At 71.5% G+C, this 12050-nt stretch carries 12 protein-coding genes; 5 read left to right on the top strand and 7 right to left on the bottom strand.

Features of this window, described 5'->3' with window-relative positions:
* Positions 1-57: 57 nt before the first annotated feature.
* Positions 58-1062, bottom strand: coding sequence for a LysR family transcriptional regulator (locus QF032_RS24020; protein WP_307057439.1), 1005 nt, complete (start codon positions 1060-1062; stop codon positions 58-60).
* A gap of 80 nt (positions 1063-1142) precedes the next feature.
* Here QF032_RS24020 and QF032_RS24015 point away from each other — a divergent pair, with 80 nt between their 5' ends.
* The 4 genes from QF032_RS24015 to QF032_RS24000 all read left to right on the top strand — a co-directional run bounded on the left by QF032_RS24015 (position 1143) and on the right by QF032_RS24000 (position 4646).
* Complete coding sequence (locus QF032_RS24015; RefSeq protein ID WP_307045330.1) at positions 1143-1811, top strand: MOSC domain-containing protein; 669 nt, start codon at positions 1143-1145, stop codon at positions 1809-1811.
* Positions 1812-1906: 95 nt separating this feature from the next.
* On the top strand, positions 1907-2680 hold the full coding sequence (locus QF032_RS24010) for an SDR family NAD(P)-dependent oxidoreductase (protein WP_057584638.1): 774 nt from the start codon (positions 1907-1909) through the stop codon (positions 2678-2680).
* 86 nt (positions 2681-2766) lie between these two features.
* Entirely contained in the window at positions 2767-3474 is a 708-nt protein-coding gene (locus QF032_RS24005; RefSeq protein ID WP_307045329.1) for an ester cyclase, read from the top strand.
* Between the two features lie 560 nt (positions 3475-4034).
* Positions 4035-4646, top strand: coding sequence for a hypothetical protein (locus tag QF032_RS24000; RefSeq protein WP_307057438.1), 612 nt, complete (start codon positions 4035-4037; stop codon positions 4644-4646).
* Positions 4647-4752: 106 nt separating this feature from the next.
* Here QF032_RS24000 and QF032_RS23995 read toward each other — a convergent pair whose 3' ends face one another.
* The 6 genes from QF032_RS23995 to QF032_RS23970 form a co-directional block, all read right to left on the bottom strand.
* The gene (locus QF032_RS23995) at positions 4753-5565 is read right to left on the bottom strand and encodes a hypothetical protein (protein WP_307045328.1); all 813 of its coding nucleotides are present in this window, start codon (positions 5563-5565) and stop codon (positions 4753-4755) included.
* Positions 5562-5942, bottom strand: a complete 381-nt coding sequence (locus QF032_RS23990; RefSeq protein WP_307045327.1) for a hypothetical protein — start codon at positions 5940-5942, stop codon at positions 5562-5564. The genes QF032_RS23995 and QF032_RS23990 overlap by 4 nt, the downstream gene beginning before the upstream one ends.
* Positions 5943-6249: 307 nt before the next feature.
* Positions 6250-7875, bottom strand: coding sequence for a chaperonin GroEL (gene groL / locus QF032_RS23985; RefSeq protein ID WP_307045326.1), 1626 nt, complete (start codon positions 7873-7875; stop codon positions 6250-6252).
* A 111-nt stretch (positions 7876-7986) separates the two neighbouring features.
* Positions 7987-8295: a co-chaperone GroES gene (groES, locus tag QF032_RS23980; RefSeq protein ID WP_057584642.1), complete on the bottom strand. Its 309-nt coding sequence runs from the start codon at positions 8293-8295 to the stop codon at positions 7987-7989.
* Between the two features lie 387 nt (positions 8296-8682).
* Positions 8683-9531: a polysaccharide deacetylase family protein gene (locus QF032_RS23975; protein WP_373430375.1), complete on the bottom strand. Its 849-nt coding sequence runs from the start codon at positions 9529-9531 to the stop codon at positions 8683-8685.
* Positions 9528-10592: a polysaccharide deacetylase family protein gene (locus tag QF032_RS23970; protein ID WP_307057435.1), complete on the bottom strand. Its 1065-nt coding sequence runs from the start codon at positions 10590-10592 to the stop codon at positions 9528-9530. Before QF032_RS23970 ends, QF032_RS23975 begins: the two co-directional genes overlap by 4 nt.
* 222 nt (positions 10593-10814) lie before the next feature.
* On the opposite strand from QF032_RS23970, the gene QF032_RS23965 reads away from it, so the two are divergent.
* Entirely contained in the window at positions 10815-11990 is a 1176-nt protein-coding gene (locus QF032_RS23965) for a class I SAM-dependent methyltransferase (RefSeq protein ID WP_307045325.1), read from the top strand.
* The last annotated feature ends 60 nt before the right edge of the window (positions 11991-12050 follow it).

Here is a 12050-nt window from a genome sequence, read left to right as displayed (position 1 = left end):
GGGACCGGCTTCCTTAGGACCGGCTTCCTTAGGACCGGCTTCCTTGGATCGACGACGTCATGAGGGGGCCGCGGCGCGCCCCAGCTGCTCCAGGGTGGCCGTCACCGCCGGTACGTGGGCCAGGTCGGGCAGGGTGAGAGCGACGATCTCCCGCCGCACCGCCGGTTCCAGCGTCAGCGCCCGGACGCCGCGGGGGCGCACGGAGTCGATCGCGAGCTGGGGCAGGACGGCGACGCCCAGACCGGCTCCGACCAGGCCGACCACCGCCGGATAGTCGTCGGTCGCGAAGTCGATGCGGGGCGTGAAGCCCGCGCTCTCGCACACCTGCACCAGCTGTCCGCGGCAGCGGGGGCAGCCGGCGATCCACGGCTCGGCGGCGAGGTCGCCGATGGCCACGGTGTCCGAGGATCCGGTGCGAGCGAGACGGTGCCGCTCGGGAACGAGGGCCACCAGACGGTCCTTCAGCAGCGGCCGTACGACCAGGTCGGCCCATTCGTCGTCGCCGGAGTCCCCGGGACCGAGGCCGCCCGGACGGACCTGGCCGGAGCCGACCCTGTCGAAGCCGAGCGGGCCGGAGCCTCGCCTGTGCGCGCCGCCGGGGGCGGCGCGTTCGTAGCGGAAGGCGAGGGCGATGTCGCAGTCGCCCTCGCGCAGCAGTCGCACCGACTGCGGCGGCTCCGCCTCCTCGAGGGAGACGCGGGTGCCGGGGTGGGCGGCGCGCAGGGCGGCGAGGGCGGTCGGAACGAGGGTGGAGCTGCCGCTGGGGAAGGACACCAGGCGGACCCGGCCGGCGCGCAGGCCGGCGATGGCCGCGACCTCCTCCTCCGCCGCGGTGAGGCCCGACAGGATCCCGGCCGCATGCCGGACGAGGGCCTCGCCCGCCTGGGTCAGCCGCATCTCACGGCCGCTGCGGATCAGCAGCGGGGTGCCGACGGACGCCTCCAGGGCCTTCATCTGCTGACTGACGGCCGGCTGGGTGCAGCCCAGTTCCCGCCCGGCCGCAGAGAAGGAGCCGGTGGCGGCGACGGCGCGCAGGACGCGGAGATGACGTGCCTCGATCATAAGCTGAGCATAAGGGAGCCTTGGGTTTCCGGACGAATAATGCGTCGACACTTTGATGTCTGCTCGCCTATCGTGCAGCCATGAGGCTTCTGTCCGTCAATCTGGGCCGCCCGACGGCCGTGCCCTACACCGACCAGCCCGAGGGCCTGACCGGCATCGACAAGCGGCCGGTCGACGGTCCCGTGCGGGTGTCCGCGCCCGGGCCGAAGGGCGTCGGCGCGAGCGGCCTGGCCGGGGACACGGTGTGCGACCTGCGTCATCACGGCGGCGACGACCAGGCGGTGTACGCCTTCGCGCGCGAGGACCTCGACGCATGGGAGCGTGAACTGGGGCGCACGCTGGCCGCCGGCGCGTTCGGCGAGAACCTCACCACGACGGGGCTCGACGTGTCCGGCGCGCGGATCGGCGAGCGCTGGCTGATCGGCTCCGAGGTGGTGCTGGAGGTGAGCGCAGGGCGCATACCGTGCCTCACCTTCCAGGGGCACCTGGGTGAGCGGCGCTGGGTCCGGCGATTCACGGAGAGGGCGGCCACGGGCGCGTACCTGCGGGTGATCGTGCCGGGTGAGATCCGCGCGGGGGACGCGGTGGAGATCGTCCACCTGCCGGATCACGAGGTGACGGCCCGCATGCAGTTCCAGGCCGTCACCACCCACCGGGAGCTGCTGCCCAGGATGCTCGCGGCGGGCGAGGCCCTGCATCCGGAGACGCTGGCCGCGGCCCGGAAGTATTTGGCGCGGCACGGAGAGTGAGACCTTCCGGGTGGGCGGCGCTCACGCGGCCTTCACCTTCGGGAGGCGGCGTGCAGAGAGCGGACGGACCCGCTCCGGGTCACTAACCTTCTGTCATGACAACGGCTCTCATCACGGGTTCGACCGCGGGCATCGGTGCCGCGTTCGCCCGCAGACTGGCGGCGGACGGGCATGATCTCGTCCTCGTCGCACGGGACACCAAGCGGCTGCGCGAGCAGGCGACCGAGTTGCACGACCGGCACGGCATCGAGGCGGAGGTGCTGACGGCCGACCTGTCGACGGACGAGGGCATCGAAGCGGTGGCCGTCCGGCTCGGCGACCGCAAGAAGCCCGTCGACCTGCTGGTCAACAACGCCGGCTTCGGCAACAAGGGCCGTTATCTCGACGTCTCCATGGCGGACGAGCTGACCATGCTCAAGGTGCACTGCGAGGCGGTGCTGCGGCTGACGTCCGCGGCGGCGGCCACGATGCGGGAGCGTGGGCGCGGCGGCGTCGTCAACGTGGCCTCGGTGGCGGCGTTCGTACCGCGCGGGACGTACGGGGCGTCCAAGGCGTGGGTCGTGCAGTTCACGCAGGGCGCGGCGAAGGACCTGGCCGGGACCGGCGTGCGGCTGATGGCCCTGTGCCCGGGCTTCGTGCGCACGGAGTTCCACGAGCGGGCCGGGATGGGCACGGACAACATCCCCGGCTGGATGTGGCTGGACGCGGACAAACTGGTCGCGGCGGCGCTGCAGGACCTGGCGCGCGGGAAGTCGGTGTCGATCCCCGACCCGCGCTACAAGGCGCTGATGGGGCTGGTGAAGGTGACCCCGCGGTCGCTGCTGGGCGGCGTCAGCTCGCGGACGGGGCGCAAGTACGGGCCGCAGTAACGGGCCCGCGGGCGGGTGGCGTCGGCGCTCCGGTGGGAAGATGGGCGTGTCCGAACACCGGATCCAGGGGGGCCGGAGGCGACGTCATGACGTTCGTACAGCTCATCGACTGCAGGACCAGCCGGTTCGACGAGATGGACCGGCTGATGGACACATGGGTCGAGCAGACCAAGGGGAAGCGGACCGCCACGCACGCGGTGGTCGGCAAGGACCGCTCCGACGCCTCGCACTTCATCGAGATCGTGGAGTTCCCCTCGTTCGAGGAGGCCATGCGGAACTCGAACCTTCCGGAGACCGGCAAGGTCTTCCAGGAACTGGTGGCCCTGTGCGACGAGATGCCCACCTTCACCGATCTCGACGTGGTGCGGGACGAGCGGCTGTGCGCGGCGACGGCGCGGCGGCTCTTCGAGACGGTGGCCGCCCCGGGCGAGCTGGCACCGCTCGACGGCCTGCTGGCGCAGGACTACCACGACCATGATCCGGCCAACGTGCAGGACACGATCGGCATGGACGCGATGCGGCGCGAGGTCGAGATGTGGCGCGGCGGCTTCGACGTCACCTTCACCGTCGAGGACCAGATCTCCGAGGACGACCGCGTGTGCACCCGCTGGACGTTCGAGGGGACGCACCACGGTGAGTTCATGGGCCTCGCGCCCACCGGCCGGGAGGTCACCATGACCGGGACGACCGTCTTCCGGTTCGACGACGACGGCCGGATCGCCGAGGGCTGGTGGCAGTACGACCGCCTCGGCCTGATGGCCCAACTGGGAGCGCTGGACGCGCTGGAGAACTGACGGACGGCAGGCCCTGTGCCGCCGGTTCCCCAACTCCCCTGCCTCCGCGCGGATTCCGGCACTTCCCGTCGCCGCCCGCGAGCCACGGCGCGCAGGACCTGCCAAATCCCGGCGGCTGCCGGTGCGGGCAGGGCCCCGGCGGCTGCCGGTGCGGGCAGGGCCGGGATCCGCCGAGGGGTGGGTCGACGGGGGGTGGGTGGACGGAGGTGGGCGGCGCCGACAAGCGAGGGGTGCCCGCATCGCCTATCGTGGAATGCGGTGAGCCGACCGGGACTCACCCACTCGGGGCGATCTCGTTCGCAGTCCCGACAACACATCTCATCCCGTGGGGCCGTGAGTACGCCGGCCGCCATGTCCCACATCCGCAGCGCATCCGCCGCGCATCCGCCGGTCAGCGCTGTTCCGACCGACTCCGACCACCACCACGGCCGCCGTACCCGATCGTGCCGTCCGACGGATCACCCCGATCCGCTCGCGGCACCGGCGGCTTCCGCGGACTGGTGGGCCCGGGAACGGCCCACGGATCCCGGTTCGCAGGCGAATCGAGGAACGGAGACACCATGGCAATGCTCCGCCTGACCATGAAAGCCGCGTTGTGCGCGTTCGTCGCGTTGATGATGGCCGCGGTCTGGGCCCAACCGGCACACGCCTGGACCTGGGCCACCAGGGTGACCGTGTACAACAACGCCGGCCTGTGCGTCCAGGGAACCGCGGGCATCGATCACAGACGACCCGGCACGTTGTCCGGCAATCTCGCTTACGCGGACACCTACGCACTGAACCAAGGAGGGTGCTGGACCGGCCAGGCCAAGCCCGACGGCTGGGCCGCCGCGCGGGCAACCGTCTACCGGTGGAACGGCTCCGCCTGGGCGGTGTGCCGCAGCAGCCCCTGGAAGTACGGCGCCACGGGACAGGCGGGCGGCGAGTTCCCCGGACCGTACGGCCCTGAGCAGGTGTACGACTGGGGCGGTTGGCAGTCCTGCGGGACGGGCTACTACGGGACGATCGCCTCGGCCTACGTCTGGGACGGCTTCGCCTGGCGCGGCGGTGACGTCTGGTCCGGCTACGAGTTCGCCTCACCGACCTCGCTCCGGGACAACCGGCCGTCCGCGCCCGACACCGCTCCCAACCCGCCCTCCTCCCACCCGCCGGTGGAGGCGGGAGCCCGGTAGAAGCGGGAGCACATCGCACACTCCGGCCGTGTCCGGCGGATCCACGAGACCCGCCGGACACGGCCCTGCGCCACGGCGAGGGGGTGCGCGCGCCGGACCGCCTCGCTCACGAGCTCCGGGTGACGCGCGCCTCGCCGGAAACGGTCACACTGCTCCGGGGCAGTGCCGCGATGACCCCTTCGTTCGCCTCCGACTCCTTCTTGAGCCGGGCGTATTCGTCATCGCGGAGAAGTTGGACGAAGCCGTAGCGGATGGATCCAGTTTCCGCGTGGCGCAGATCCACGTCGATCTGCTCCGGCACGTTCTTCGCGAACAGCTCTCCCTTGAGGTAGAAACCGGTTTTCGCCTGCATCCCGGGGTTCATGATGTTGTCGATGCGCACCATGTAGTACAGGTGCTCCCCCGCCTTCGTCTCACAGTTCACGCGCGCCGACAGCTCTCCCGTGTCCCGCACCTGTAGTTCCGAGGGCGTCAGTGCCACTCCGCCCTCGCCGACCGCACGGCAGTCGGGCAGCGGAGCCGATTCGTCCTCACCCGACAGGGCAGCCGGGGCGGGTGTCGGGGAGGGGGGAGCCGAGGTCCGCGACGGCCTGACCGGTGCGAGGCTGGGCGGACCGGTGGACGGACCCGCGCTCGGGGTCCGGCGGGGTTCGGCTCTCGCGGTCGTCGGGGAGACCGGGGCCGCGTCGTCCCGGTGATCCGCATCGCTGTTTCCCGACAGCCAGAGCATGGTGAGGCCGCCTGCGATCACGACCAGCAGCGTCACGCCGAAGAGGATGTCCCGAGCAGGGGACGCGAAGTTGAAGTGCGCGTTGTCGCCCCTGTTGTAAACGGCGTCGCGTCCGCCCGCCGTCCCCTTTCCCGCGCGCACCCGGGGGCCGCGGTTCTTCCCCCCGAAGCCGCCGTTCTTTCCGCTCACGTCACCTCGATCTCGTCGCCCTTGACGACGATGACGCGCCCACCGGCCGCCACTCCCCTGCCGCGGGCGTGGATCGGTCCACCCGCGGACGTACCACCGCGCCCGATCCTGACCTTGTTCCTCGCGCCGGAGACGGTGGTAGCGCTCCGTCCGGCCGCCACGCCGTCGTCGCTGGCCACGACACTCTGAGCCTGCGTCGGCAGGAACTGCCACACCGACACCACAAGGGCGGCGACGGAGGCCACCGCTCCCACGACGCTCGCCATCTGGTCCGCCTCGTCCAGGTTCCCGCCGACGGCACGAGCCGTCAGAAACACGACAGCCACCAGGGCGGCCACCGCGACAACGAGAAGGAAAACCTTCTTGTAGACCGTCATATCGTATTTATACATCACGTGAACTCCGCCCTGTAGATGGCGATTTGAACTCCAGCAGGAGGAGGCGCGGCATCCGGTCGACGGGCGGCCAAGGAGCGATTCATCTCCTGTCCCAGGGCTCACTGGAGTCCGACAGCTCACTGCCCGTAGGACCCCCGGCTCGTACCGCTCCTCGCCTGGGCTTCCGCTTCCTCGTTCGGCACGGTGGCTGACGGAGGGCCACGACACAGGGCCGTGCACGCGCCGAGGCCCGGCGCCCCGGTGGAACGGGGGCCGGGCCTCGGTGTGTTGCGGGGGCTGACCTGGGTCAGTGGGAGTGGCCGTGGCCGTGACCGCCGGCGGCCGGCTCCTCCTCTTCCTTCTTCTCGACGACGAGGGTCTCGGTCGTCAGGAGGAGGGAGGCGATGGAGGCGGCGTTCTCCAGGGCGGAGCGGGTGACCTTGACCGGGTCGATGACGCCGGCCTTGACCAGGTCGCCGTACTCGCCGGTCGCGGCGTTGAAGCCCTGGCCCTTGTCGAGCTCGGCGACCTTGGAGGTGATGACGTAGCCCTCGAGGCCCGCGTTCTCGGCGATCCAGCGCAGCGGCTCGACGGCGGCCTTGCGGACGACCGCGACACCGGTGGCCTCGTCGCCGGTCTTGTCGAGGTTGCCCTCGAGGACCTTGACGGCGTGGACCAGCGCGGAGCCACCACCGGAGACGATGCCCTCCTCGACCGCGGCGCGGGTCGCGGAGATGGCGTCCTCCAGACGGTGCTTCTTCTCCTTCAGCTCCACCTCGGTGGCGGCGCCGACCTTGATCACGCACACGCCGCCGGCCAGCTTCGCGAGGCGCTCCTGGAGCTTCTCGCGGTCCCAGTCGGAGTCCGTGTTCTCGATCTCGGCCTTGATCTGGCCGATGCGGCCCACGACGTCCTCGGAGCTGCCGCCGCCGTCGACGATGGTGGTGTCGTCCTTGGTGACGGTGACGCGGCGGGCCGAGCCCAGCACGTCGATGCCGACCTGGTCGAGCTTGAGGCCGACCTCCTCGGAGATGACGGTGGCGCCGGTGAGGACGGCCATGTCCTGCAGCATCGCCTTGCGGCGGTCACCGAAGCCCGGGGCCTTGACGGCGACCGCGTTGAAGGTGCCGCGGATCTTGTTGACGACGAGGGTGGAGAGCGCCTCGCCCTCGAGGTCCTCGGCGATGATCAGCAGCGGCTTGGAGGAGTTGGTCTGGATGACCTTCTCGAGCAGCGGCAGCAGGTCGGCGATCGAGGAGATCTTGCCCTGGTTGATGAGGATGTAGGGGTCCTCGAGGACGGCCTCCATGCGCTCCTGGTCCGTCACGAAGTACGGCGACAGGTAGCCCTTGTCGAAGGCCATGCCCTCGGTGAAGTCCAGCTCCAGACCGAAGGTGTTGGACTCCTCGACGGTGATGACGCCGTCCTTGCCGACCTTGTCCATCGCCTCGGCGATGAGCTCGCCGACCTGCGTGTCCTGCGCGGACAGCGCGGCGACGGCGGCGATGTCCGCCTTGTCGTCGATCGGGCGGGCGGTCGCGAGGAGCTCCTCGGACACGGCCTTGACGGCGGCGTCGATGCCCTTCTTCAGGGCGGCCGGGGACGCGCCCGCGGCGACGTTCTTCAGGCCCTCGCGCACCAGCGCCTGGGCGAGCACGGTGGCGGTGGTCGTACCGTCGCCCGCGATGTCGTTGGTCTTGGTCGCCACCTCCTTCACCAGCTGCGCGCCGAGGTTCTCGTACGGGTCCTCGAGCTCGACCTCGCGGGCGATCGTGACACCGTCGTTGGTGATGGTGGGGGCGCCGAACTTCTTGTCGATGACGACGTTGCGGCCCTTGGGGCCGATCGTCACCTTGACCGTGTCGGCAAGCTTGTTGACGCCGCGCTCGAGGGCGCGACGGGCGTCCTCGTCGAACTTCAGGATCTTCGCCATGGGAGCGGTTCAGCCCTCTCGGAAAAAGTGGGAGAAACGAACTGCGCCCCCGGCACCCGGCTTCACAAACACGCGGGGCCAGGAGCGCAGTTCACTGCAAAACTGGGTGAATTACTTCTCGATGATCGCGAGCACGTCGCGAGCCGAGAGGACGAGGAACTCCTCGCCGTTGTACTTCACCTCGGTGCCGCCGTACTTGCTGTACAGGACGACGTCGCCGACCTTGACGTCGAGCGGCAGGCGCTCGCCGTTCTCGAAGCGACCCGGGCCCACCGCGAGGACAGCGCCCTCCTGGGGCTTCTCCTTCGCGGTGTCCGGGATGACCAGGCCAGAGGCGGTGGTCTGCTCGGCGTCGAGCGGCTGGACCACAATGCGGTCCTCGAGCGGCTTGATGGCAACCTTGGAGCTGGTGGTCGTCACGATCCGACCTCCCCCTTCGGAGATCTCACGGGGCTAACTGTCTGAGGTGGCGACCAGGTGGATCCGTCGTCGCGGGTGCCGGACCTGCCCGTCGCGTTTGGCACTCTCCGGTGGGGAGTGCCAGACCCGAGACTATGACCGCGATTAGCACTCGGTCAAGCGGAGTGCCAATGCCCGCGGCGCGTCGGCCCACTTTTCGCTCACGTGAGCGTCCTCGTTGCCCGGTGTTCGTGTGGGCCCGCACCGGGGGCCGCTGCCCCCGGGCCCCCGCTTCGGCCCTGGACAGGCCTCGTCCTCAATCGCCGGACGGGCTGATTTTCCCGACCCCTCGTACTCGCCGACGCATGCCTGCCCGACTCGGGTCGCCCCCGGCGCTGTGCAGGAGGCCTAGACGTAGTCCTCCAGGCGGGCCACCGTCAGGTGCTCCTGCTGGATCTGGCGCAGGAGCCGCGTCGTCCGGTCCCGCAGGTCCGGGGCCGTCGTCTCGTCCGGGGCCACGGCGATGACGTCGCCGGGGTGGAGGCGGTGGGGGCCGTGGGCGTAGGTGAGGGCGGTGGGGCCCATCGAGGCGCGCCAGAGGACGACGGCCGCGATACCGCAGTCGGCGGCGGCGCGCCGGGTGGTGGCGTCGTAGGCGCCGTAGGGCGGGCGGAGGAGGCGGGGGCGCAGGCCGAAACGGGCGCGCAGCTTGTCCTGCTGGCCGCAGATCTCGGCGCGCTGGCCGGCATAGGGCAGGCCGCGCAGGGCCGGGTGGTCCAGGGTGTGGTTCTGGATGCCGGCCCCGACCGACTGCAGCCGGGCCAGCCGGCCGTAGCCGGGACCGATCACGCTGTCGGTGAGGAACATGCTGACCGGCAGACGCAGTTCGCGGACCATGTCGACGAATCGGGGATCGCGTTCGGCGCCGTCGTCGTAGGTGAGGAAGACGACCCTGTCGGCGGTCGGGACATGGTCCACGACCGGCGGGAGGGCCGTTCCGGGGCTGCCGGCCAGGGAGCGGGCCGGGTGGGCCGGGGCGGGGGCCAGGGGGGCCGTCAGACCCCAGCGGCGGTAGGCGGGCTGTCCGGCGGCCGGGCCGGCCGGGTGGACCCGGGCCGCGGCCTTCCTGCCCAGCCGTTCGATCGGGTCGACGGACTGGGCGCAGCCGCTCAGGGTCGTCAGGACGAGCGCGGCCAGCGCGGCGAGGAGGACGGCCGGGACGGCCGCCGGTCCCGCGCCCTTTCGTCGCGCCTTCACAGGTAGTCCTCCAGACGGGCCACCGCGTAGCCCTTCGCGGTGACCTTGTCCAGGAACCGGCGGACCAGGTCGGGCATCGTGCCCTTCCACTCGCCCCGGCCCCGGAAGTGGCTCAGGACGATGTCGCCGGGGTGCAGGTCCCGGTCCCCCTCGCGGTACTCCCAGTGGTCGACGAAGACCTCCTCGTCCCAGAGCGGGGCGTAGCGCACGCCGCAGCTCTTCGCGGCGCGCAGGGTGTCCTGGTCGTAGTTGCCGAAGGGCGGCCGGAAGAGGGCGGGGCGGGTGCCGTATCGCTTGCGGATCACCTCCTGCATCCCGCAGATCTCGTGTTTCTGACGGGCGTAGGAGAGGGCCGGGAGGTAGGGGTGGTGGAGCGTGTGGTTGTTCAGGGCCGCCCCCCGGTCCTGCATCTCCTTGAAGTACCCGTAGTCGTCCTTGATCAGGTAGTCGCTGAGGAAGGCGGTGTACGGGATCTTCAGCTCGCTCATCATGCGCAGGAACGCCGGGTCCTTCTCGGCGCCGTCGTCGATCGTGAGGAAGACGACCCTGTCCTCGGTGGGGACCCTGGTGAAGACCGGCGGGAGACCGAGCTCCTCGTGGTCGTCGACCTCGAAGCCCTTGCGGGTGGTGATCTCCGGTTTGCGCGCGGGCGGCGCCGGGGGCGTCAGCGGGACCTTCCTCAGACCCCAGTGTCCGGCCGCGGCGACCCGGGCCTGGTGGGCGGCGCGGAGCCGGGCGGCGTAGCCGTACAGGGCGCGGGCGGGCGCGGCCACCGGCGGCGGCACCTTCTTCGGCTGCTGCCCGGGCGCGGGACGGGTCGTACGGCCGTCGCCCCCTCCCGCGCAGCCCGACGCGACGGCGGCCAGGGCGAGCACGGCGACGAGGCCTCTGAATCTCCCGGCGCGGGTCCCGACGCTGCCGATTCCGGCGCTGAGGATCCCGGCACTGCGGGTTCCGGCGCTGCGGGTTCCGGCGCTGCGGGTTCCCTGGCGGCTGCGGATCCCCGCCCGGGGCTGGGCTCCCGTAAGGCGCCGGGACTCCGCACGGGGTCGGGTTCGCATGCCGGGGCGGGCTCCCGTACGGCGGCGAACTTCCGCGCCGGGGTGGGATTCCGCGCCGGGGTGGGATTCCGTGCGGGGGCGGCGGGCCGGCCCGTCGAGGCCGTTCATGTCATTTTGTACGACAGGTCCCATGGCGCCGGATCTTCGCAGTCGCCCTCGGCGAACCCGGTCCGACACCGCCGCCCGAGGCGCGCTGTCCACCGACTGGCCCACAATGACCCGGTGAACGACCTCGCCCCCCTGCGCACTCCCGAGGGCCGCGCCCTCCTCGACGCGGTGCGCGGCACCGCGCCCGCCGACGAACTCGCCGTCGCCACCCGGCTCCGCCGTGAACATCCCGCCGACCTGGTCTCCGCGGCCCTCGGGCAGGCCCGGCTGCGGCAGCGGGCGGCGGTGAAGTTCGGGGCGCGGGACGCGGAGCGGATGTTCTTCACGCCGAACGGGGTGGAGCAGTCGACGCGGGCGAGCGTCGCCGGCCACCGGGCCGAGCGGATGAAGGCGCTCGGCGTGACCTCCGTCGCCGACCTGTGCTGCGGGATCGGCGGAGACGCGATCGCCCTCGCCCGCGCCGGCATCCGGGTGCTGGCGGTGGACCGGGACCCGGCGGCGGCCGAGGCGGCGCGGGCGAACGCCGAGGCGCTCGGGCTGAGCGAGCTGATCGAGGTACGGGAGGCGGACGTCACCGAGGTGGACACCGGCGGCTACGACGCCGTCTTCGTGGATCCGGCGCGCCGGGGCGGACGCGGCCGCATCTTCGATCCCGAGGCGTACTCGCCTCCCCTGTCGTGGGCGGTCGCGGCCGCCCTCGCCGCCCCGCGCGCCGCTCTCAAGATCGCGCCCGGGGTGCCGCACGAGGCGATCCCGGCCGAGGCCGAGGCCGAGTGGATCTCGGACGGCGGGGACGTGAAGGAGGCCGTGCTGTGGTTCGGGACCGCCGAGCCGGGAGCCGTCCGGGCGACTCTGCTGCCGGGGCCGCGCACCCTGCTCGGGGCCGGCCTGCCCGACCCGGACGTGCGGCCGGTCGGGCGGTATCTGTACGAACCCGACGGCGCCGTCATCCGGGCCCATCTGGTCGCCGACGTGGCCCGGGAGCTCGACGGCGGGCTCGTCGACGAGACGATCGCCTACGTCACGGCCGACGAACTGCGCCCCACGCCGTACGCCACCGCCTACGAGATCACCGATCAACTCCCCTTCGGCGTCAAGAAGTTGAAGGCGTTGCTGCGGGAGCGGGAGGTGGGCGTGCTGACCGTGAAGAAGCGGGGGTCTGCGGTGGAGCCGGAGGAGCTGCGCAAGAAGGTGCTTCCCAAGCCGCAGGGCTCCGCGGCGGTGACGGTGTTCCTCACACGGGTGGCGGGCGCTCCGACCATGCTGATCGGGAGGCCCGCCACCGCCTGACAACGGTCGGGCCGCCCGTCGGGACGTCCGCCGAACCGCCCGTCGGGACGTCTGTCGTCG

The organism is Streptomyces achromogenes (assembly GCF_030816715.1).
GTDB classification, from domain to species: domain Bacteria; phylum Actinomycetota; class Actinomycetes; order Streptomycetales; family Streptomycetaceae; genus Streptomyces; species Streptomyces achromogenes_A.
This window is presented reverse-complemented; position numbering and strand designations above follow the sequence as displayed.

Coding starts and splice junctions, on each gene's coding strand:
- QF032_RS24010 (WP_057584638.1), top strand. CDS start 1,907: ATGACAACGGCTCTCATCACGGGTTCGACCGCGGGCATCGGTGCCGCG.
- QF032_RS24000 (WP_307057438.1), top strand. CDS start 4,035: ATGGCAATGCTCCGCCTGACCATGAAAGCCGCGTTGTGCGCGTTCGTC.
- QF032_RS24020 (WP_307057439.1), bottom strand. CDS start 1,062: ATGATCGAGGCACGTCATCTCCGCGTCCTGCGCGCCGTCGCCGCCACC.
- groL (WP_307045326.1), bottom strand. CDS start 7,875: ATGGCGAAGATCCTGAAGTTCGACGAGGACGCCCGTCGCGCCCTCGAG.
- QF032_RS23990 (WP_307045327.1), bottom strand. CDS start 5,942: ATGACGGTCTACAAGAAGGTTTTCCTTCTCGTTGTCGCGGTGGCCGCC.
- QF032_RS24005 (WP_307045329.1), top strand. CDS start 2,767: ATGACGTTCGTACAGCTCATCGACTGCAGGACCAGCCGGTTCGACGAG.
- QF032_RS23970 (WP_307057435.1), bottom strand. CDS start 10,592: ATGCGAACCCGACCCCGTGCGGAGTCCCGGCGCCTTACGGGAGCCCAG.
- QF032_RS24015 (WP_307045330.1), top strand. CDS start 1,143: ATGAGGCTTCTGTCCGTCAATCTGGGCCGCCCGACGGCCGTGCCCTAC.